A 21,679-nucleotide genomic window follows, 5' to 3' on the forward strand; every position below is an offset into this window, starting at 1 on the left:
TCGACCACGGGAGCCTGGTGGAATCGTCCCTGTGGTCCGACGGCCGACCGGTGGGGCTTGCCCGAAGGAGTAGTCTGAAGCGGGCGTTGATTGACATTCTCGGCTGACGCGGGGGCGTTCGCATGGCTACGAAGATCTCGGTGTCCGTCAAGGGGCTGATCGGGCTGGACGATCCGGCCCGTATGCGCGCCGAACTGGAGGCGGAGACCGGTCTGACCTGGCGTCCGCAGGAGGTCGCGGACGAGGGGACGGTCCTCGGCGGCGGCATCGTCGAGATCATCCTGGTGGCCGTGGTCTCCAAGACCGCCGAGATGACCGTGACGGCGGCGGTGGACGCCGCGAAGCGGGCCGTCGAACGGTGGCGCGGCGAGCGGCTGGACGGGCTGGAGACGTCCGTCGACACGGAGCCCGGCCCCGACCCGGCGGACCAGGACGACTGACATGGCGTCCAGGGCGGTGGTGATCGGACCGGCGGCGTACGCCGTCGGCTCGGGGATCGACAGTCACCCTTCGATCGGCGAGAGCGCGCGCATGTACGGCGAGGTCCTGGCCGGCGACGCGATGTGGGGTGCCGACAGCTGCCGGGTCCTCGGACATGACGAGGTCCAGCGGGCGGACGGCGTCATGCGGGCCTTGCAGGAGGCCGCGGACGCGACGGAGCCCGAGGACATCTTCCTGGTGGTCTACGTCGGCCACGGCCAGTACTGGAGCGACCTTCCCGGCGCCCAGGTGCACTTCTCCGTGGGGTCCTCGCACAAGAACGAGCCCTGGACCTGGCTGTCCAGCTGGTACGTCTACCGCGTCATGCGCAGGGCCCGGGCGAAGCTGAAGGTCCTCATCGCCGACTGCTGCTACTCCAACCTGCTGCCGCAGCTGGGAGAGGAGGCGGTCCTGCCCGGAGTGCTGGGCGAACTGGACGAGGGCACCTGCGTCTTCACCGCCGTCAAGAACGCGAACTTCGCCTCCGCCGAAGGCTGTTCGGCCCTGCCCGGGGATCTCGCCGGATGCACGCCGTTCAGCGGGCACCTGCTGCGCGTACTGCGGGACGGCACCAAGGACCACGAGGCACGGCTGACCATCGGGCTGCTGCGCGAGGCCGTCAAGCAGGAGATGGAGAGCTGCGCCGCCGCCCGGCACCAGGTGCCGAGGATGTCGCTGAACGACGCCCGCGACGGTACGCCGCTGTTCACCAACCGGATGGAGTCCACCCGCCGCGACCGCGCCCCCTCCCTCCCGGTCGACCCGGAGGACTGGGTCAGGACCCTGATGCTGGACCGTGACTCCCGCCTCGACGACCTGCTCAGGGACGAGCGCAAGACCGGTGACGTCGTCGCCATCCTCAGTTCCCGGACGGACGACGCCAGCAGACTCCTCGCCCGGCACATAGACGCCCGGGCCAACAACCGGTTCAGCGAACCCCGCGCCTTCGCCCGCTACTGGAACCAGGTGGAGAAAGCACTGCGCGCATGAGGAACGGCCGGGCGGCCGCCGGTTCCGAAAGGGCCGGCACTCTCGAGAACGAGGACGGCGAGGCATTGGGCTTCGGCTACGAATGGGTGACCACCTGCACCGTCGAGGCGTTCGTGAAGCGCATGCAGGCCATGCGGGAGGGGGACCCCGAGGGCGGTGAGAAGCCGCGCCCGGCCACCGCGGTCCGCGCCCTGCACGCCTTCGCCCTCAAGCGCCCCATCGACCAGCTCATCGACTCCGCGCGGTACTTCGACTACCGGGACGCCGTCAACGTCCTGGCCACGGCGGCACTGTGCCGGAACATCAGGCAGGCGGCGGACCTCGCGATCAGGCAAGGGGACGCCGAGCGGGAGTACGGGGACGACGGCCGTCCCCGGCTGACCGACGGCGTCATCCACGACATCGCGTGCCAGCGGACGGTCACGGACGTCGCCGTTTTCGTCCGGGTGTGCCGTGACGCCGACAAGCGCGAACTGGTGGAGCGGACGATGAACGCGTTCACCGAACCGGGCTCGGGCCGCACGAACTTCGACAAGGCACTGCTCTACATAGCGCTGCGGGACGAGGAATGCGCCGAGTACGCGGCCGAGTTCCTCCGCCGGGCCCTCGTCGCGATCGCCGGCGAAGGCCTGCCGCGGACGCCGGAGACCGTGCCGAAGGAGTTCCACGACCTCGCCGGGGCGCTGCACCACCTCAGCCCCTCCGAGCGGATCCTGGAGGAATGGGTCGACGCGCAGTTGCAGCTCGACGACCGCGTGCACGAGACCAGGCGGATCATCGCCCAGCTGATCGCCACCCGCACGGACATCCACGACACCCTCGTGGAACACGTCGGCAGGTCGCGGACCCGGCACGACATCGCGGAGATCTGCGGCCAGTTGGCCAGACCACCGTACTCGGAGAAGTGCGCGAAGATCCGCAAGCACGCCGCCACGCGCACCCGGATGGAGGACCTCGCCGAGATCGTCCGGATCTGGCACGAGTCCGACGCCCTGAACAGGACGACCAGGGACCTGCTCGCCGACATCGTGACCCGGGGGACGGCGGCGGACGAGGGACCGCGCTCCCTCCACGAGCTCGACAGCCTGGACACGGCGCTGAGCAACGTCAACGCCCCGCCGGAGTGCCGGCGTCTGCTGCGCCTCGCTGCCGCGGCGCACACCGACGGTCGCTCCGGGACCGAACTGGTGGCCCTGCTGGGCAAGATCGAGCGGCCGCGGGACCGCACCCGCGCCGCCCAGACCATCGCCCAGCGCCTCGCGGCACACGTCCTCGAACACGGCGACGAGGCAGGCCTGTTCGTCGAGTACGTGCGGGGGCTGCGGACGGCCGGCCGCACCGACGCCGTCTACCTGGCCTGCAAGGAACTGGCGGACCCGGCCCACCCGGTGCGGCCTCCCACGGGCTCGGGCGCGGTCATCGCCGAGATCTCGGCCGGACTGTACACCGCGGGGTTCCCCCGCGACGGCTGGGACCTGCTCGAACGCTGTCTGGAGAACGAGCAGCGGGTCACCCCCGAGGAAGTGGCCCTGATCGTCGAGCGGTTGCGCGGCACCCCCACGATGCAGGAGGAGGACCGGCACTTCCTGCTGCGGGCCACGGTGGGCCGCTGGTCCGACGTGCGCCGTCGGGAGGAGGCGGTCACGGTGCTGACCTGGAGGGGTTACGAGGAGGAGGCCCGGGAGGTCATTCGGTCGCTGCGCTGACGACCTCGGCGGAAGGGGTGGAAGAGGCGGAAAGGGTGGCGGGCGCCGGAACCGGCAGCATCGGCGGCACTCCGGCCATATGGCGTCTGGACGCCCTGACCAGTCCCTCGAAGGAGACGAGCGCCGTGGTGACGGCCAGGAAGCCCCCCAGGAACTTCCGGTGGAAGCCGATCGGGGAATCACCGAACAGCAGCGCCAGCGACAGCAGCACCACGAGATGACCGAGCAGCCAGAGCGCCGCCTGGGCCGCGGGGCTCTCGCGCACGTCCCGGAACAGCGTCACATGCACCTTGGCGTCGTATATCCGCCCGAAGGCGGGCAGCCACCGGGCCAGGCTCGGCAGGAACAGCAACAGCAGGCATCCCACCGCGAGGGCCGCCATGCCCTGCCACAGGGACGTCCAGCCGGCCCCGTAGAGGATCAGCGCGATCAGGGCGAAACTCGTGCGCGCCAGGACCTCGTGGGCATCGCGCCGCAGGCCGGAGTAGCCCAGGTGCGCGCGCAACGAGACGAGGGTGACGCCCGGGACCGCGTAGACGACCAGGGTGAGGACCCCGGTGACCGCGACGAGGGTCTTCCAACTGCCGCCCATCGCCCACAGGGCGATCGCCGCGACGAAGAAGTCGACCACCAGCACCAGCCAGTAGACGTCGTACCGCCGGTTCAAGGACGCCTTGCGGGCGGTCTGCAGCCCCCGGTGGGTGAGATGGGCCCGGCTGAGGGCCGCGACCTCGCGGGTGAGCGCGTGGGCGAACACGAGTCCCGCGCCCATGGGCGAGACCACGGCGTTCACATTGAGCAGCACTCCCAGCCACAACAGCCCGATGGCGTTGGCGAAGTGGGCGTAGGGCGACGAGGCCATGTGGGCCGTGCTCCACCCGGAGTCGTGGAACCTGGTGAAGACGACCTGGAGCGCTATGTACAGGACCATCGAGCCGACGATCGTCCCGAAGACCGCCCGGCGCAGCCGCGCCGCCTCGCCGGGTGACCGTTGCTTGACGTTCCCGGCGAAGTCCAACGGCCCCTGGAAACCGACGTAGGCGTAGATCACGCCGCTGGTCACGACCGCGGTCATCGCCGCGGAGGCGCCCTTGCCCGCCATGTGCCCACCCGCTCCGGGGCCGTGCCGGTCGAACCCGGCCACGATCAGCAGCACCACGGTCAGGACGGGGACGACGACCTTCAGCACCGTCAGCCAGGAGTTGATCCGGAAGAAGATCCGCGGGGCGACCAGGTTGACCGCGGAGATCGCCGCCATGAACACCAGCGCGTAGCACCAGCCCTTGGTGGTCAGCGCGTCGGAGTCGGAGGAGGCCAGCAGCCCCTCGACCTTCCAGGACAGGCCCCTCGTCATCGCGACGGCCTCGCTGGCCAGGTTGATCGCGTAGACCAGCCACAGCCCCGCCGCGGCCACCGTCGCCACCAGCGCACCACTGCTCTGCAGCGGCAGGAAGATCAACCCGCCGGTCTTCGGCGCGGCCGTCCCCAGTTCGACCATGACCCCCGCGATCAGCAGCATGAGCAGACCGCCGAACAGCCAGGCGAGCCAGGCGTCCGAACCGGCCTTTCCGAACGCCTCGTTCGCCCCCAGCATCCAGCCCGAACCGACCACACCACCCGCGGCGAGACCGACGAGGTGGAACACCGACAGCCGCCGCTGCTCGTCCTCGGCCTCGAACCGCGATCTCTGAAGACTCATCCGCCGTATCCCCCGCGTAGCGTCTGCAGTTCCTCACGCACAGTGGCGACAGGGTACAGCGGGTGTCTTCTGTTGTGCTCGGGCCGAAGGCAGGTGCCCCTGCCTCACACGAGGAGATGCTCGTCGACCTCGACATGTCCGAAGCCCTGGAGCATGTGCACGAGAGCGCGTCGCAACAGCTTCCGGCGCTCGGTGTCCCCCAGCATCGGGGAAACGGTGATCGTCACCGCCATCTCGGACGGCGAGCCGCGGTCGGTCGGCCCGAGCCCGCTCAGATCGATCAAGGTGTCGAGGCCCGCCCGGGGTTGGTCGTGCGGCCCTTCGGCGGTAAGACGCAGCTCGACGGTGGGCGGGCCGGCCCATCGCGCCGTCGTCGTGTCGCACACGGCCGCCGGCAGAAGGTTGGCGGCCGTTTCCCAGGACGCCAGCAGAACGTGCTGCACTTCCTCGAGCGTGAGTCGGGTCGAGGTGCCCGGGGGGAGGGCTGCGGCCCAGGCAGCGGTGTCCTGGATCGCGATCTCGGCGCAGGTCACCGTCGACGGCTGCAGGGCGCCGGGCAGGGAGGCCATGACCGCGCCGGTCAGGGCCGGCCGCCCGTCCGGGGGAGCGACGGTCGCGGAATAGCTGATGGAATCGATCGCGTTGCGGTACGGCCCCGGGTTCCAGCTCACGGCACGGAGGTCCGCTCCCCTCCTGAGCGACAGCGTGGTCACCGCGCCGGCGAGGCGGCTGAAGGGAAGTCTGTCCTTGAGGTCGCGGCGCCGTTCCGGGGTGACTTCCCTTCCTTCGGCCGCGGTCCAGGGCAGCGTGACGAGCACGCGCAGCCGCAGCTGGGGGGCGGGCCGGCCGGCGGTCCAGTTGGCGGCCGAGGGTGTCCGGTCGAAGCCCAGGTCGACTTGGGGTTCCCACCGCCAGCCGTCGTCGCCGCGGACCAGCAGGCCCCTGCCCCAGCTTCCGCCCTCAAGGGCGACGCGCTGTTCGTCCGGGCCGATCACGGTGGGCCCGGTCCCCGGGGCGGTGGGGTGTCCGACCCTGTCGAGGGGGTCGCCCTGGGCTGCTGAACCCCCTGCCTCCGTGAGGGCGTTCCAGACGGGTTCGCTCACGGCCACGGCCCGGCCGTCCCTCAGACCGAGCACCCAGCCGGGACCGGTTCCCTCGCCGGCCGCGAAGTGCTGCACGGCGGTGGCCCCGGAGAGGTACGCGTCGGAGGCCGGCTCCCCGATCCCCGCCGACCGGAGTCGGTCGTACGCCCTCCGCAGCTCGTGTTCGTGCCTCGGCAGACCCCGGCCCACGCGCGACCGGCCGTCAGCGGCGTCGGGTGCCGCGGGACGAGCGGCGACGGCCTCCGGCTCGCTCGTGCCCCCGGCGGGTGACGCCGTTCCCTCCGGTGCGTACAGACGCTCGTTGAGGAGGCGCACCAGGACGTCGTAGCTCTCGAAGAAGACGTCGCGGAGCGTGTTCAGTCGCAGCTCGCTCTCACCGCGCCGGTGCTCGCCGAGGAGGAGTGTCCGGGCGTCTTCCTCCTCCCGTGCCGACAGGTCTTCGTACGCCTCGGCGTCGACGCGGTCGGCGGAGAGGAGCTCGGTCATCGCTTCGCTGAGGTCGGTGGTGGCCCTGCCGCACGCGGTCGCCGCATCGTGCAGGGCGGGGTCGATGAACTGGAGCGGGTCGTCGCCGAGGGCGTCGGCCGCTTCCCGGAAGAGCCTGCCGACCCGGCCGCTGACCGCGAAGAAGTCCTGGGTGCGCAGCGTTTTGAGCCAGTCTGCGTACGGGGGCAGTGCTTCCAGGATCCGCGCGGCCTTCGCGCTGTCACCCCACGGCGTGTCCTGGGCCGCGGACGGGGAGGGGTTCGAGGCGACGGCGCCCGGCGCCGGATCCGCCCGCCGCCGAACCTCCAGCAGGTGGGTGCGAAGAGCGACGTAGGCGGGGTCCGTGTGCGATGTGGGTCTGATGATGCTGAAGTGGTCGCCCGGCAGCATGAAGAAGCGGGGAAAGGCGCCCTGGGCGGAGGCCCGGACGACGACCTTGTCCTCGGACCCCCCGAAGACCCAGAAAGGGACGGGGCACGAGGACGCTCCGACGTCCTTGGCGTAGACGATCCGTTCGAGGACCGTGCGCTGGGCGTCCTTCACATCGGGGTCGAGCGGTGTCAGCGCGCGTACTTGAGGGTTTCCCTGCCACCATGCGCTGCGCAGCGGCAGCATGAAGTCGGAACCGTCGTTCGGACAGGCGAGCAGCATGACCCCGCGGATCTTGGTGAGTTGCCGCCCTTGCCCGCTGTTGATCATCCGCGCGAGGTAGCGCTGGACGATCAGTCCGCCCTGGCTGTGTGCCACCAGGAGCAGGCGGTCGTACTCCGCCGCCTGGTAATGCAGGAACGTCTTCAGCCGATCCGCGAGGTCGTTGTAGTCGGCGGTGCGGCGGTCGGGGCGGAAGCGGCGGAGTCTGGGTGACGCGTAGCCGAACCGCCTCACCGTGACGGCGGCCAACTCCTCGTCGGATTCGAGGAGTCGGGCGAGCGGGTCCCAGGTCCGCTCGGACGAGAAGAGCCCGTGGATGAACACCACTCCGAGATTGGTGGTGCCTGCGTCCACTGCGCCTCCATGGCTTCCTCGCGGTTCCTCGTGCCTGACCGATTGTTCCGTACCGGTGGTGCCACGGGGGGCGGTAATGCGCCGAGACGTCGCCTTCCTGGTCCCGCCACCCGGCGTTCGCCGGCGTCAGGACCGCGCGGGAGTTGACCCTTGCGGGGCCCGCTGGGCGGGTTACCCGGTCGACGGGACCGTTTGTCACGTACGGTGATCACTGCTGACATACCGTGCCAGGACGGGGCGGGCGGAGGCCGGTGGCGGGAGGAAGAGCAGGATGACGGAGACCACGGCAGACGAACTGGACGACCGTGTCCGGGGACGCAATTGGACCGTACGACTGGACCCTGTCGGCCGGGGGAGCACAGCCGTACGCGTCTCGTGCAGCCGCCCGAACTGTGCCCAGCAGCGTCTGGCGTCCGCGGCCGCCGGCCGCCAGGCCGCCGTCGCCCATCTGAAGGCCCATCTGAAGGCCGCCGCGGCGCCTCGCCCCCAGGCCTTCTGCGCGTGCAAGGCGGAGAGCTGCCGCGGCCACCTCGGTCCTGACCACCGGCAGACGCGCGCCGAGCCCTGGCGGTGCGGCGGGGCGGTCGTACTGGCCGTGGTGGCCGACCGGGAAGGCCGCTGGTGGCAGGTCGTCGAATGCTGCTCGCGCTGCGCGGCCGCGACGCCCGGCGCGAAGGTCGTCTCCACCGCGCCCGCGGTGCCCCGCCCGCCCGTCGGCCCCCAGAGCCGTACCGACCGCGCCGCGGCCACGACCGCGGGCCTGCCGCAGTTCTCCGCCCCTCCCCCGGCCGCGCCCGGGGCGGCGGCAGGACCGGGCAGGACGCCACGGCCACGTCAGGCTCCCGTACGGCACGGCCGCGCGACCGGGAAGATCGCGCAGCGGGTCGTCCCCCAAGGACTGCAGCCCGTCGTCCTGCGTGACGAGCTGATCGAGCTCGGGGATCTGTTCCGGGCCTACCAGCAGCGCACCGAACCCGACCTGTCGCTGCTCGCCGACCTGCAGGACCGAAAGGCCCGCGCCTTCAGCACCTGGGCCGAGGTCACCGGTGACGAGAACCTGCGGCTGGAGGCGCGGCGCGCCGAACAGGCGGCGGCCACCGCCCGCTCCCAGGACCTGAACCGCACCGGCCGCGGCGGCGACGCCGACGGACCGGCCGTGGCCCGGCTGCTCACCACGCCGACGCAGTGGGGTCACGCGCGCTCGGTCCTCGCGCACGTGGCCGACCACAGCCCGCTGCCGGGCCCGGAAGCCCGGCTGCTGGTGCTGATGCTGACCCTGCGCACCGCGCATTCGGGCACCGGCAACCTCGTCGGCCAGGACATCACCTCCCTGGGCCTGAGCGATCCGCACCACCTCCTCGAAGAACTGACCGGTTGCGGCTGGCTGCGGCTCCCGGGCACCGCCGATGAACTGCTGGCCTCGCGGCCGGAGAACGCCGTGCTGACCACCGTCCCGTCCCTGCTCCCCCGGGACGGCGGCTCCGGGCCCTTCACGTTCGGCAAGAAGGCACGGGCCAAGCTCAGCGGCTGGGCCCAGAAGGTCACTTCCGACAAGAAGCTCCGGAAGGCCAAGGCCACCCCCGCCACCCGGTTGCTCGCCCTGACGCTGGCCACCCGCACCACCGCCTCGGGACGGCTCGGACCCGACGGCCAGGGCATCACCCTGCATTCGCTCGCCACCTGCGTTCCCGTGGATCCCGGCGAGCTGCGGCACCTGGTGGGGCAGTTGACCACGGCGGACTGGCTCACCGAAGCCACTCTCACCGACACCCACCTCGTCGGACGGCAGAGCGAACGCGTACTCCCCCTGACCTGCCCCCTCACCTAGGCCCTGTCGTCAAATTCCCGCCTGCCCCGCGACGGGTACGGCAGCGGCCGGGACCCGCGTCGGCGGAACCGTTGTCCCATCCGGTGACCGCCCGGCCGGCCCAGGACTTGCACCGATCGGTCCGACCGGCTGGAATTGATGGTGGAAGGCTCGTTCGGAGCCTGTGACACTCTCGACCTGTACCGTCTGCCGGCGATGCTCCGTCGGCCCCCGGGCGCGGCCTTCGTGGAACGCGCTCGGCGGGCCCGGGTGGGCGAGGCGATCAAGGTGGTGTCCCCTCCTCGATTGCGGTTGCGGTCGCCCGGTCGGTTCCGGCTGGAACGCGATGCCGAACCCGTCGGGCCGTGCCGTACCGGCCGACGCCCGCCGGCGCTCGTCGGACACATGTCCGACATCTTCATCGACCACCCGAACCCCTGGTTTCCGGACGTCGGTGAACGCTGATCCTGGAGGAGCCCATGGGACCGTCCCCGAAGCTTCCGGTCGTCTACGTACGGGGGTACGCCGGCAATACCGCCGGTATCGACAAGGCCGTGACGGACCCCTTCTACGGTTTCAACGAGGGTTCCACCCACATCCGGGTCGGGCCGGACGACGTACCGCGCTTCTACCAGTTCGAGAGCCCTCTGCTGCGCCTGCACCTGGACGAGGGGTACCAGATCCTCGTCGACGGCGGTCAGGACCTCTATCTCGCCTCGCACGCCACGATCGCGCCCGACAGCATCTGGATCCACCGCTTCTACGACGCGTCCGCGGACACCTGGGGAACCTCTGCCCGTGAGTTCCGGCTGGAGACGGCCGCGCAGGATCTGCTGAAGCTGATCGAGACGCTCAAGGAGAAGTCCGGGGCGCCCGGGGTCCATCTGGTGGCCCATTCCATGGGCGGCCTGGTGTGCCGCTGCCTGATCCAGAAGGTCCTCCCCGACCTCGGCCTCGATCCGGCCGACTACGTCGGCAAGTTCTTCACCTACGGCACCCCGCACGGCGGCATCTCCTTCGACGTCGGCCTCGGCCTGCTGGAGCGGCTGCGGGACATCACCGGCATCAACGGCGCCGACATCTTCGGACCGGAGCGGATGTACGAGTACCTGACGCCGAAGGCGCTCTTCGACCCCGACGGACCGCCCCGGGCGTGGGACGCCCGCGTCATGCCCCAGGACGGGCCGTTCTCCTTCCCCCTCGAGAGGGTCTTCTGCCTGGTCGGCACCGACCCGACCGACTACGAGGTGGCGTACGGGCTGTCGGCCGCCGCGGTGGGGCCCCGCAGCGACGGTCTGGTGCAGATCGACAACGCGTACGTCCCCGGGGCGTACCAGGCGTACGTGCACCGCAGCCACAGCGGAAGCTACGGACTCGTCAACTCCGAGGAGGGGTACCAGAACCTGCGGCGCTTCCTGTTCGGGGACCGCAAGACCGAGGCCGCGCTCGTCGGCGCCCGCCTGCCGCAGCGCGGTGACACGACCTGGCAGGCCGAGGTCCGCCTGTCCGTGCGCGCCCTCCAGATCGCCACGCACGAACGGACGAGTGCCCAGTGGTGCCCCATCCAGCTCCAGGACACCGCGGCGGTCTCCGGAACCCCGCCGGACGGCACCGCCGACGGCGAGGCGTGCGTCCCGCTGGTGACGACCTTCCTGAACAGCGGCCTGCGGGCCGGCGGTTCCGGCACCCTGCGGTACGCGCTGCACCTGCGGATCCTGTCACTGCACCGGCACGACGGCCTGCTGAGCTTCAACGACCACCTCGAGCAGGTCGCCGACTTCGACGACATCCTCATCATCGACATCGGCACCGACCCCGCCATGCCCGCGATCTCGGCCGGCTGGAACTCCGAGATCACCGGCCGGATCAGCGACTACGTGCCCGACAGACGGACCCTCGTCGACGAGAACCCCGCTCCCGGCGTCTGGGTCAACCACGTCGAACTGCCCGCCACCGCCGACCCGCTCCTCGGAAAGGACGCGCGGATCCGGCTCACGGTCACTCCCTGGAACTGACCGGGTGAAAGGAGGCGAGCCGTCACGCCCGTTCCGTCCCGCATCCACCCCGAACGCGCCAGCGACTTCCTCGCACGTCTGAACGAGCCTCAACTTCCTTTCCGTACAGCCGAGATGGTCCTCGGAGTTGACGCTCGGAGCCCGGCTCCGACGCACTATCGTGTACGACATGTCCGTACCCGAGCTGATCCGCATCGTCTCCCGCGATTCACCCATGGCCCTGGCCCAGGTGGAGCGCGTCCGCGCCGAGCTCGGCGTGCTCCACCCCGGTCTTCGGACCGCGGTGGTCCCGGTCAGGACGACCGGCGACAAATGGATGGGGGACCTCTCCAAGGTCGAGGGCAAGGGGGCGTTCACCAAGGAGGTCGACGCCGCGCTCGTCGCCGGGGAGGCGGACCTCGCGGTGCACTGCGTCAAGGACGTGCCCGCGGACAGACCACTGCCGGCCGGCACGACCTTCGCGGCGTTCCTCAAGCGCGACGACATCCGTGACGCCCTCGTCCACCCCGGCGGCCTGCTCCTCGACGAGCTTCCGGCGGGAACCCGGATCGGCACCTCCTCGGTGCGCAGGGTCGCTCAACTCGCGGACTCCCACCCGCACCTGGAATGCGTACCGTTCCGCGGCAACGCCAACCGCCGCCTGGACAAGCTCGCCGCGGGCGAGGTCGACGCACTGCTGCTGGCCGTCTCCGGACTGGAGCGCATCGGCCGCTCCGACGTGATCACCGAGGTCCTGTCGACCGAGACCATGTGCCCGCCCATCGGAGCCGGCGTTCTGGCCCTCCAGTGCCGTGAGGCCGACACCTCCACGATCGACATCGTCAGCGCCCTGAACGACCCGGGCACTCATCGAGAGGCCACGGCGGAGCGGATGTTCCTGCACGTCCTCCAGGGCCACTGCAACAGCCCGATCGCCGGATACGCGAAAGCCTCCCGGGGCGACCTGTCGCTGCGCGCCTGCGTGTTCAGCCCGGACGGAAAGACCGTCCTGAACGCTCACGAATGGGCCGGGCGGCTCAGCCCGTCGGACCTCGGCGCTTCCGTCGCCCTGGCCCTGCTGCGACAGGGCGCGCGCGAACTGATCGACGGCATCGCCCACTGACGGTTCCCCGGCAGCGGTTCAGACGCGTGATCCGACGGTCCGGGACGGACACGCTCCCTGGCGGAAACTGTCCGCGTGTTCTTCCGCCCAGGACCGGAACGTTCGCGCCGGCGCTCCCGTGATCTCCTCCACCGTGGATGTGATCAGGTCCGATTCGGGCCGGGCGGCAGCGCCGCTCAACGTGCCCACGGGCCCCACCACTTGGGTGGCAGTGGGTCGGCCGGACCCGAGGTCGGCTGATCGGGATGGAGTCCGAGCCGTCGCAGGACGTCCGCGCGAACGCTGATGACGATCGTGCCGTGCCAGTGCCCGTCGGAACGCACCCCGCACATGAGATCGATCCGGACATCGTGCTCGGCGAAGGGGTACCAGTCGATCCCCCGGTCACGCAGTCAAACCGACATCAGCCGGCCGGACCGCGGACGGCCCGCGACGTTCTCGAAGGAGAAGAGGGTCACCCAGTCAGAGGCGTATCCGTCCATGGTCGCCATCATGCCGTGGGCCGTGGCCCGGACCCAAGCGAAATAACGGTGCTAGAAGTCGTCGGCGCCGTTGCGGAGTTCGGGAGTCCAGTAACCGGTGGCCCACTTCGCGGAGTCGACGGCGACGCCTTCGGCGCCCGGGGCCCTCACGGTGGCCGGAGCGCTGCTGCCCTGGACCGTCACGGAGAAGGCGATCACGGGTTCGGTGTCCTCGTCCTTGCCGCCGTCCGAGAGCTTCACGAGAGCGTAGGCGGGTGCTCCGGCGGACAGGACGACGGGAGCGGCCGGCTTGCTCTTGGCCACGGCGGGCACGTTCTCGCGGTGCCCCTCCAGGAACTGGATCTCGGGGAAGCCGTTCATCCGGCAGCTGTGCCCCGAGGTGTTCCTGGCCGTCAGGACGATGTGCGTATAGGGCGGGCCGTCCTTGCGGGCCGCGCTGATGGAGACGTCCTTCGTCGCGCAGACGGGCGTGGAGCCGGACGCCGATCCGGTGCCCGGTCCCGACCCCGATGCCGCGTCCGGACTCGATCCGGAACCGGTCGGGGTCGCGCCGGCCGGACCACCGGCGGCACCGGTGTCCTCGGCACGGCCCGCGTCGTGCGTGGATGGCGCCGAGGAGGCGGCCCCGGGGGAACTCGCGGCCTCCTGGCCCGAGGTCCTCACGCCGGAGCCCTCGGACCCGCAGGCGGTGAAGGCCAGGCCGAGTACGGCCGTGGCCGTGACGGCGAGAAACACGGTGCGATGACGGATGGTGCTCACGAAGGTTCCCCCGAGAGAGTGCTGCGGCGAACGCCGGGACATCCGGCGCGCCGTCCCCGAACTGCTGACACGCATCAGTCTTGGGTTCGGCGCTCACGTGACGCTGACGTCGCGCTGGCGCACCGCTGACGTCCACGGCGTGACCGTGCGCACACGGATGTCAGCCGTCGTCGGAGATCCGGCGCACCGCTTCCTCGTACCGTCTGCGGTAGCCCTCCCCCGGGCGCACCCGCAGCAGGGTCGCCAGGGCCCGTACGGCGCCCTCGTCGTAACCGGCGCGTTCGGCCTCCTCGGCGGCCCGGTCCAGCAGCAGGACCGCCTCGCTGTCCGCGCCGAGTTCCAGCCGGGCCTCGCCGCTGACGGTCAGCAGCAGCGCGCGGCGCGCCGCCTCCTCGTGCTCGGGACCGAGATCGAGGGCCGTACGGGCCGATCGCAGCGCCTCCCGGGGCCGGCCCGCGGTGAGCTGGATCCGGGCGAGGTGCTGGAGGGCGAGCATCTCGGTGTGCGCGTCGGATTCCTCCCGGGCCAGCACGATGGCACGGGCGCAGTTCTCCAGTGCGGCCTCGAGGTCGCCTTCGGCGGCTTCGACGACGGCGAGGTTGATCAGCGCGGTCGCCTCGCCGAGCCGGTCGCCCGCCTGCCGGGCGAGTGGCGGCGAGAGTTCCAGCAGGGCGAGGGCCTCGGCCGGCCGGCCTTCCTCGCTCAGCACCCAGCCGAGCAGGGTGAGCACACGTGATTGGGCGTACGGGTCGCACTGGGCGCGCGCGCATTCCAGCGCGATGTTCAGCAAGGGCACCCAGTTGTCCCTCACCCGCCACACCACTTGGGGCCACTGGAGCAGGATGATGCGCCAGGCGCGGTCGTCGAGACCGGCGGCACGAGCCGCGACGACGGCCAGGGCCAGGTCCTCGCGTTCGGTGGCCAGCCAGTGCATGGCGGACGCCCGGTCGGTGAAGTCCCGCACGGCGGCGGGGCGGCAGAAGCCGTCCGGCAGCGTGAAGCAGGGTTCGCCCCCCGGCTGCGCGACGTCGGCGGCGGCGAGCGCGGTCGCGATGTAGTGGTCGAGGACGCCGGTGAGGGCTTCGCGCCCGGATCCGGGATCGAGGGTGCGGGCGTAGAGGCGTACCAGATCGTGGAGTTCCCACCGCCCGGCCGCCGTCTCGGTCACCAGGTGGGCGGCGGCGAGGCGTTCCAGCGCCGCCGCGGCGGCGCGTGGGGTCGTGCCGGCGAGCGCCGCCGCGGTGAAGGGGTCGAAGTGCGAACCGGGGTGGTGGCCGAGGCGGGTGAACTGGTGCAGTGCGTCGGGCGGCAGTTGCTGCACGGTCAGGCGCAGCGCGGCGGAGACGCTGGTGTCGTCCACGTCGAGGTAGGTCAGCCTGCTCTGCTCGTCGGCGAGTTCGTCGGCGAGTTCGGTGAGCTTCCGTTGCGGGCGTCCGGCCAGCCGGGCGGCGGTGACGCGCAGGGCGAGGGGCAGGCCGCCGCACAGTTCGGTGAGTCTGCGCGCCGCCGCCGGTTCGGCCAGGACCCTGTCCTTGCCGAGGACACCGGCCAACAGCTCGGTGCCGTCCTGGGGTTCGAGGCTGTCCAGGGGGACGGCGCTGGCCGCCTCGGAGGCGACGAGGCCGTCCAGCCGGTGTCTGCTGGTGACCAGGGTGACGCAGTCGGCGCCGCCCGGCAGGAGCGCCCGGACGGTGGCGGAGTAACGGACGTTGTCGAGTACGACGAGCAGGCGTCGCCGGTGGGTCAGGGAACGGAAGAGCGCGGCCGCGGCCGACGCCGATTCGGGTACGCGGCGCGGGGGCACACCGAGCGCCGGCAGGAACTCGCGGAGTACCTCCGTGAGCGCGGGTTCGCCGGTGTCGCTGAACCCGCGCAGATCCGCGAAGAGTAGCCCGTCCGGGAACATGTGGGCGTTGCGGTGGGCCCATTGCACGGCGAGCGCGGTCTTGCCCACCCCGGGCAGTCCGGTGACCAGGCAGATGGGCGCCTCGGCCGCGGCGGCCCGGGTCAGCGCGGCCAGTTCGGCCTCCCGTCCGTGGAAACCCCGGGGTGCCCGCGGCAGCAGATCCTTGGGGTACGACAGGTCGACCAGCGGGGGAAGGGCGACGGGTCCGGAGCGCGCGGACGTCGGCACGGCGCCACCGGTGCGGGATTCCGGCACCGGGAGCGAGGAGCCGGCGGACGCCCGGCCGTCGGACGAACCGGCCGGACGCGGACCGTACGGCTCCGGCCGGTCTCCGGCCCTTTGAGGCCCCGGCTCCTGAAGTCCCGGCGCTCGATGTCCCGGCGCTCGATGTCCCGAATCCGTGCGTTCCCGGCCTCGGTGCCCCGGCTCCGGGTGTCCCGGCGGCGGTGCGGCCACCGGGTCCGCCGGAGTGTCCGGTCCGTCCTGCGGGAGGGGGTCGCCCCGCAGGATCAGCGCGTGCACCTGGGCGAGTTCGCTCCCGGGGTCGACGCCGAGTTCGTCGACGAGCAGCCGCCTGGTGCGGTGGAACCAGTCCAGCGCCTCCGACTGGCGTCCGGCCCGGTACAGCGCGGCCATCAGGGACGCCGCCAGCGGCTCCCGCATGGGGTGGACGACCGCTACCGTGCGCAGGACGGCCGCGGCCTGGTCGTGCTCCCCCAACGATGTGTGCGCACGCGCCAGTTGCTCGACGGCCGCCACTCGTGACTCCTCCAGCGAGTGCGCGGCGGCCTGGAGCGCGGGGCCGGGGAACGTGCCCGCGAGGGCGGGGCCCTGCCACAGGGAGAGGGCGTCCTTGAGCATCGACACGGCGTCGCGCGCGTTCCGCTGCTCCCTGGCCAGCGCGAGGAGTTCCTCGAACCTGTGTGAGTCCAGAAGGGTTTCGGGTGACCGCAGGGCATACGCGTCGCCCAAAGTGGCCAGTTCGACCCCGTAGGCGGCGGCGTCCCCGCAGGCCAGCAGGGCACGTATCCGCGACACATGTCCCTGAATGACACTGCGGGCGTGCAGCGGTGGCGCGTCGTCCCACAGACAGTCCGTCAGACGGGCTACGGGGACGGGCGTGTTGACCGAGAGGAGCAGCGCCGCGAGGAGGCTGCGGCGTTTGGCCGGACCCAGGGACAGCGGCCCCTCGAGGGTGTCGACGGACACCATGCCGAGCAGCCGGAACTCCACAGGAGCGGTTCCTTCCAGGTGGGGGGAGATCGAAGGTGAGGACGAAGTCCCAGGATATCGGGGTACGGGAAGACACCGATGAGGTGCGTCGGTCTCCGGCCACGGGCGACGACCGGTAAGGGCGGGGCCGCGCCGGAACGCGGCCCCGCCGACGGCGGGTGAGGGGTCAGCGGTCCTGTGCGAGCGCGTACAGCTCGCCCAGGAGGCTTCCCTCGGTGGCGACGAGGGCGTCGAAGGTGCCCTCCTCGCGGATGCGCCCCCGGTCGAGGACGATGACCCGGTCGGCCATCCTCACGTTGTCCAGCCGGTGCGTGACGACCACGGTGATCCGGTCCGGGGCCATCTCGCGGAGCTCGCGGAAGATCAGGTGCTCGCCGCGGGCGTCCATCTGGCTGGTCGGCTCGTCCAGCACGAGCACGGCCGGCTCCCGGTACATCGCCCGCGCGCACGCCAGTCGCTGCCACTGCCCGCCGGAGAGTTCGTGCCCGCCCCACACCGAGCGGGCCAGCAGGGTGTCGAGCCGGTCGGGGAGCCCGTGGAGGCGCTCGGTCATCCCGACGCGTTCCGCCGCGTCCCAGACGCGTTCGTCACCGTGCTCGCGGGGCTGGCCGAGAGTGATGTTCTCCCGTGCGCGCAGCGGCCAGTGCCCGTTCTTCTGGGGAACGAGACCGACGTGCCGCCAGACCGATTCGGCGTCGGTGGTGGCGAGGTCGGTGTCGTCCCACAGGACGGCCCCGCCGGTCGGCACGGTCAGCCCGGTGAGCATGCGGATCAGGGTCGACTTGCCTGCGCCGTTCTCGCCGACCAGGGCGACGACCTCACCGCGGTTGAGGGTGAGGGTGACCGGGTGCAGGGCCGGGGCGTCCTTGCCGGGGTAGGTGAACTCGGCCTCGCACAGGCGGATCCGCCGTGGCGCCTCGGCCTGGGTGGCGCCGCGCGAGGTGGTCATGGAACGGACCTCGTCGACGAACGTGTAGTAGTCGCTGAGGTAGAGGCCGTGGTGGAACATCACCGCGCCGTACCGCACGATCGAGTTGAGGGCGCGTCCGGCCGTCTGCGAGGCGACGATGGCGGTGCCGGCGATCGCCGTGGACATGGCTCCCGAGAGGGCGAGCGCGGCCAGCGCCGCCCACATGCCGAGCGTGAACAGGCCCGCCAGGGACGCCGCGAGGAGCGTCACCAGCAGGTACGGGCGGGCTCCTTCGAGTTCACGCCCCTCGACCCGGTCGCACATCGCCCGGTACCAGGAGTGCAGGTAGGGGCGCATGGTGTTGGCGCGCAGTTCGTCGGCGAGCTCGGAGGTGGTGAGCCACCAGCGCATCATGCCGCGCACGTTGCGGGCGGAGAGGGTGCGGTCGTGGACGCGGTAGTCGATGCGCGCGGCGATCACCCCGCCCAGGCCCCGGGGAACGACCGACAGCAGCAGCACGCCCAGGAGCAGGGGGTGGAGCGAGGTGAGGACCGTCGCGGCGGACACCAGCTGGACGAAGCCGTTGGTGAGCGTCTTGGCGTCGTCCGCGAGGTCGACCGCGCGCAGGGCGCCGATCTCCGCGGCCTGGCTCCGGTCGGTGAACCCTTCGGTGTCGTAGGCGGACAGCTCGGCTCTCATGTGGAGGTCGACCAGGGTCAGATCGGCGGCCGACGCGATCTTCGGGTTCAGGCGGCGGGTGGCCCAGTCCGCGAGGATCCACATCCCGGCGCCCGTCGCCATCGCGGCGACCGCGACGGTCAGCGCCGGCCATGCCTGCCGGAGCCCGGTGCGGGCGTCGGAGCCGGCGAGGTGGGGCAGCGCCCTGGAGACCGCGGTGAGCATGACGGCGGTACCGAGGCCGGACAGCAACTGGCACAGGAGGATCGTGACCGTCATGCGCCGGTCGACGGACCAGGCCAGCCGGGCCGACTGGGCGAGCGCCATCGGGATCCGGCGGGCCATGTCCCACAAGGTGGCGTCGTCCATGGCCCGGCGGTGCTTGCGCCCGTTGTAGTCGAGCTCGGGGGGAGCCGAGGGCCGGGGGCCCGCCGAGCGTGCGGCGGGAACGGCGGCCGTGTCCCCGGCCGCGGGCGGGGCCCCCGGCGCGGTGGCCGCCGGCTGTCGGGTGGTGATGCGGAACCGCTTCACGCGAACACCCCCGTCGTCAGCCGGTGGAGGGTGCGCCGTCCGCGTGCGGCGACGTGCGGGTCGTCGTGGGTCTCGCCCCAGGTGAGGGCGCTCACCGCGTCCAGGCCGGCCAGGCACTTCAGCACATGGCGCTCCTCCGGTGTCAGCTCACGTCCGTATCCGCCGAGGCAGGCGGCGCGCAGCCGTGGTTCGTCGGCCCACACCCCGCAGGCCAGGGCGACGAACTCCTGGACGACGGGCGCGAACCGGGACCGCTCGAAGTCGATCCAGGCCGCGCGTCCCGACCAGAGCAGGTTCCTCGGCCAGGCGTCACCGTGGATGAACCCGAGCGGCAGCGGCCCCACCCGGCGCAGTTGGCCGGCCAGGTCGCGTACGAGTGCGTGCTCCGCCGCGGTCAGCCGGTCCCCGGCCTCCTCCAGGCATCCGTCCACGCCGTGTGCCGCGGCGCACAGCGCCCCTTCGGCCTCGACACGCCGTCGGCCGGTCAGCTCACCGGCCGCGTGGAGCCGGGCCGGCAGCAGACCGCCCTGCCGGTGCGCCTCGTACTCCTCGGCCGCCGTGAGCGGGAGTTCCTTCGCCGGGCGGCCGGGCACGGCGGTCGTCAGCAGCGCCAGGTGCTCGGCGCTGGACGCCCGCAACTGGGGCGCTCGGCCGGCGCCCAGCGCGGGCGCCGCGTGCCGCAGGGCGAACGTCTCCCTCTCGTACGTCCGGGCCGTGGGGGAAACCTTCAGGTAGAACCGGCAGCCGTCGGTCCGCACGAGCTCCCACACCCGGGAGTCCTGCCGCGGGTGCGAGGCGTCCCGGGTCTCGGTGACGCCTCCGATCTCACGCTCGGCCCAGTCGCGCAGAGCCGCGGGAAGAGTCTTCGCGTCGTTCATGCCCCCCACCTCGGTGACGGTCGTGACGCGGATGCGAACGGGGCGCGGCGCGCGTCCGCCGGGCGCCGGGGCGCCGTGGGCCTGACGGGCAGAGCGGGAGGATTTTCGAACGAGGGGTGGGCGGCGGGAAGGGAACGTACGGGATTCACGGATTTCTCCTCGGCGGGGATCGGATGGAACACCCGGACAACGCTGCTGATCACAGGGCCGATACGGGGCGGGGCGGGCGACGGGTCGAGCGCAGGTTCGAAATGCGACGCGGTGGGCAAGTGCCGTCGGCGCTTCCGGCCGTTCGATTCACTCGGCCAGGGGACAGCGGCGAAGGCATGACCCGAGCGGGGGATTGCGTGAGGGCGTCGAGAGCACCGGTCTCCTCGGTGGGGCGTGATGGGGCCGTGGAAGGGAACCTTCGGCCACGCCACCGACAACCGGGCGGGTGCGGCGCCGCGATCCGGACAATCCGAGCGGCCCGCCCGGCATCGGGAAAGCCCCTCGGGCCGACCGGACGACCTGGGACGGAGCCCGGAGAAAGGATTCTCGGACCGGTCCCCGGATTCCCGGATCCGAGCGGTCGGCGAGATGGCCTGAACTGCCCGGCCCGCGGTGCGGGCCGGACCGGATTCCGGAGTGGCGGGCCGCGGTCGGGCGGACCTGCGGCTGATGTCAGCACCTTCGACGCCGGCCGCCGGACGCCCGCGAGGGCGGAGGCGACGGGTGCGGCGAACGCCTCGCGGACGTCCGTCACGGCCGCTCGCCGCTCGTCGGCACACGCGGGCAGGACCCGTCGGACGTCTTCGCACGCCAAAAGGCTCCGCCCGTAGGCCGACGCGGTGGGCGTCGATGTCCTACGGGCGGAGCCGGTGGAGCGCGCTAGGGCGCAGGGGTGATCCCCTGTGTCCGCGTCAGGAGCGACGCGTACGGCGGGACATGACGACCGCACCGGCTCCGGCGACGATCACCAGGGCCGCACCCCCCGCGATCGGGCCGAGCGAGCCGCTCGCGCCGGTCTCGGCCAACGGCGGCTTGCTGTCGCTGGGCGACGGCGTCGGGGTGGCGGACGGCGTCGACGTCAGCGGGGGCACGTCCGGTGTCGTGGTGGGGGTGCCGGACGACTTGGGCGTGGGGGCGGGCGACGTCGACGCGTCGGCGGGCGGCTGGTCGGCCGCCGGGGTCGAGGGCGTGGCGGGGGCGGACTGCGACGGCGTGGGCGCGTCCGAAGTCGCGGGCGAGTCCGGCGTCGCGGGGGCGCACGGCTTCTCGCCACCGTTCCAGGCGGCTATCAGGTGGTAGGGGGTGGCGATGTTGTCGGGCTCGTAGGGAAGGGGGCCGTGACCCTCCCCGGTCTTCCCGTCGTACGAGACGTCGTCGCCGTACAGGTCGATCTGGCCGTAGCAGTCGGGCGTCCGCACCGCCAGCTTCTGCCAGGTCAGCTTCGCGTCGTCCGATTCCGGGACGTCCGCGGCGGTGAGGTAGACGGTGGCCTTGTCGACCAGGCTCTGGTGACCGGAGACGAACCAGTTCGGCCCCTCGGTGGTGTACTCGGCGAGGGAGACCGGGTACTTGCAGCCCTCGCCGACGCTCTGGCCCGGAGCGAGCCGGACCTCCACCGTTCCGGGAACGGCGTTCCACTGGCGGAACCCGCCCTGGGAGGACCAGTCCCCGTCCACGGGCTTTCCGTCGGCGTCGACGATGCGGTACTGGACCGTGGCGGACTGGCAGTCGCCGGACGTCGCGGCGCTTGCGGACCCCGCCACGACGAGGGGGGTCACTGCACCGGCGAAGGCCGTCGCCGCGAGGGCGGCGAGAATTCTTGTTTGTTGCGAACGCGACAAAATGAGCCTCTGTGAAGGTCAAGGTGTGGGAGGTGGCAAAGCGCGAGCGGCCGACACGGACGGGTGCCATGAGGACA

13 protein-coding genes are annotated in these 21,679 nt (G+C 71.7%); 6 read left to right on the forward strand and 7 right to left on the reverse strand.

Annotated features, from left to right (window positions below; all coding sequences use genetic code 11):
- The first annotated feature begins 122 nt into the window (after positions 1-122).
- The 3 genes from ACICHK_RS02305 to ACICHK_RS02315 are packed head-to-tail and all read left to right on the forward strand — an operon-like array spanning position 123 to position 3,176.
- Positions 123-440 (forward strand): hypothetical protein, encoded by a 318-nt coding sequence (locus tag ACICHK_RS02305; protein ID WP_151467796.1) that lies wholly within the window; start codon positions 123-125, stop codon positions 438-440.
- Position 441: 1 nt separating this feature from the next.
- On the forward strand, positions 442-1,470 hold the full coding sequence (locus ACICHK_RS02310; RefSeq protein ID WP_406835372.1) for a hypothetical protein: 1,029 nt from the start codon (positions 442-444) through the stop codon (positions 1,468-1,470).
- The gene (locus tag ACICHK_RS02315) at positions 1,467-3,176 is read left to right on the forward strand and encodes a hypothetical protein (protein WP_406835373.1); all 1,710 of its coding nucleotides are present in this window, start codon (positions 1,467-1,469) and stop codon (positions 3,174-3,176) included. The genes ACICHK_RS02310 and ACICHK_RS02315 overlap by 4 nt, the downstream gene beginning before the upstream one ends.
- On the opposite strand, the gene ACICHK_RS02320 is transcribed toward ACICHK_RS02315, so the two are convergent.
- Positions 3,157-4,875 (reverse strand): APC family permease, encoded by a 1,719-nt coding sequence (locus ACICHK_RS02320; RefSeq protein WP_406835374.1) that lies wholly within the window; start codon positions 4,873-4,875, stop codon positions 3,157-3,159. The two genes, ACICHK_RS02315 and ACICHK_RS02320, sit on opposite strands and share 20 nt — an antisense overlap.
- A gap of 104 nt (positions 4,876-4,979) precedes the next feature.
- Positions 4,980-7,469 (reverse strand): alpha/beta fold hydrolase, encoded by a 2,490-nt coding sequence (locus ACICHK_RS02325; protein WP_406835375.1) that lies wholly within the window; start codon positions 7,467-7,469, stop codon positions 4,980-4,982.
- A gap of 271 nt (positions 7,470-7,740) precedes the next feature.
- On the opposite strand from ACICHK_RS02325, the gene ACICHK_RS02330 reads away from it, so the two are divergent.
- From ACICHK_RS02330 to hemC, 3 genes are all read left to right on the forward strand, one after another.
- Positions 7,741-9,297, forward strand: a complete 1,557-nt coding sequence (locus tag ACICHK_RS02330) for a hypothetical protein (protein WP_406835376.1) — start codon at positions 7,741-7,743, stop codon at positions 9,295-9,297.
- Positions 9,298-9,755: 458 nt separating this feature from the next.
- On the forward strand, positions 9,756-11,291 hold the full coding sequence (locus ACICHK_RS02335; protein WP_406835377.1) for an esterase/lipase family protein: 1,536 nt from the start codon (positions 9,756-9,758) through the stop codon (positions 11,289-11,291).
- A gap of 169 nt (positions 11,292-11,460) precedes the next feature.
- Complete coding sequence (gene hemC, locus ACICHK_RS02340; RefSeq protein WP_151467803.1) at positions 11,461-12,393, forward strand: hydroxymethylbilane synthase; 933 nt, start codon at positions 11,461-11,463, stop codon at positions 12,391-12,393.
- Between the two features lie 533 nt (positions 12,394-12,926).
- Here hemC and ACICHK_RS02345 read toward each other — a convergent pair.
- The 5 genes from ACICHK_RS02345 to ACICHK_RS02365 form a co-directional block, all read right to left on the reverse strand.
- Positions 12,927-13,634: a DUF4232 domain-containing protein gene (locus tag ACICHK_RS02345; protein WP_406835379.1), complete on the reverse strand. Its 708-nt coding sequence runs from the start codon at positions 13,632-13,634 to the stop codon at positions 12,927-12,929.
- Positions 13,635-13,794: 160 nt separating this feature from the next.
- Entirely contained in the window at positions 13,795-16,773 is a 2,979-nt protein-coding gene (locus tag ACICHK_RS02350) for a BTAD domain-containing putative transcriptional regulator (RefSeq protein ID WP_406835380.1), read from the reverse strand.
- 166 nt (positions 16,774-16,939) lie between these two features.
- Positions 16,940-18,706: an ATP-binding cassette domain-containing protein gene (locus ACICHK_RS02355; RefSeq protein ID WP_406841143.1), complete on the reverse strand. Its 1,767-nt coding sequence runs from the start codon at positions 18,704-18,706 to the stop codon at positions 16,940-16,942.
- A 182-nt stretch (positions 18,707-18,888) separates the two neighbouring features.
- Positions 18,889-19,770, reverse strand: a complete 882-nt coding sequence (locus tag ACICHK_RS02360; protein WP_406835381.1) for a phosphotransferase enzyme family protein — start codon at positions 19,768-19,770, stop codon at positions 18,889-18,891.
- Positions 19,771-20,672: 902 nt separating this feature from the next.
- Complete coding sequence (locus ACICHK_RS02365) at positions 20,673-21,524, reverse strand: LAETG motif-containing sortase-dependent surface protein (RefSeq protein WP_406835382.1); 852 nt, start codon at positions 21,522-21,524, stop codon at positions 20,673-20,675.
- Between the last annotated feature and the right edge of the window lie 155 nt (positions 21,525-21,679).

The organism is Streptomyces sp. AHU1 (assembly GCF_045343905.1).
GTDB lineage: Bacteria > Actinomycetota > Actinomycetes > Streptomycetales > Streptomycetaceae > Streptomyces > Streptomyces triticiradicis.

Excerpts from the sequence above, each read along its gene's own strand:
- ACICHK_RS02305 (WP_151467796.1), top strand. The coding sequence starts at position 123 with ATGGCTACGAAGATCTCGGTGTCCGTCAAGGGGCTGATCGGGCTGGAC.
- ACICHK_RS02310 (WP_406835372.1), top strand. The coding sequence starts at position 442 with ATGGCGTCCAGGGCGGTGGTGATCGGACCGGCGGCGTACGCCGTCGGC.
- ACICHK_RS02315 (WP_406835373.1), top strand. The coding sequence starts at position 1,467 with ATGAGGAACGGCCGGGCGGCCGCCGGTTCCGAAAGGGCCGGCACTCTC.
- ACICHK_RS02320 (WP_406835374.1), bottom strand. The coding sequence starts at position 4,875 with ATGAGTCTTCAGAGATCGCGGTTCGAGGCCGAGGACGAGCAGCGGCGG.
- ACICHK_RS02330 (WP_406835376.1), top strand. The coding sequence starts at position 7,741 with ATGACGGAGACCACGGCAGACGAACTGGACGACCGTGTCCGGGGACGC.
- ACICHK_RS02335 (WP_406835377.1), top strand. The coding sequence starts at position 9,756 with ATGGGACCGTCCCCGAAGCTTCCGGTCGTCTACGTACGGGGGTACGCC.
- hemC (WP_151467803.1), top strand. The coding sequence starts at position 11,461 with ATGTCCGTACCCGAGCTGATCCGCATCGTCTCCCGCGATTCACCCATG.
- ACICHK_RS02355 (WP_406841143.1), bottom strand. The coding sequence starts at position 18,706 with ATGGCCCGCCGGATCCCGATGGCGCTCGCCCAGTCGGCCCGGCTGGCC.
- ACICHK_RS02360 (WP_406835381.1), bottom strand. The coding sequence starts at position 19,770 with ATGAACGACGCGAAGACTCTTCCCGCGGCTCTGCGCGACTGGGCCGAG.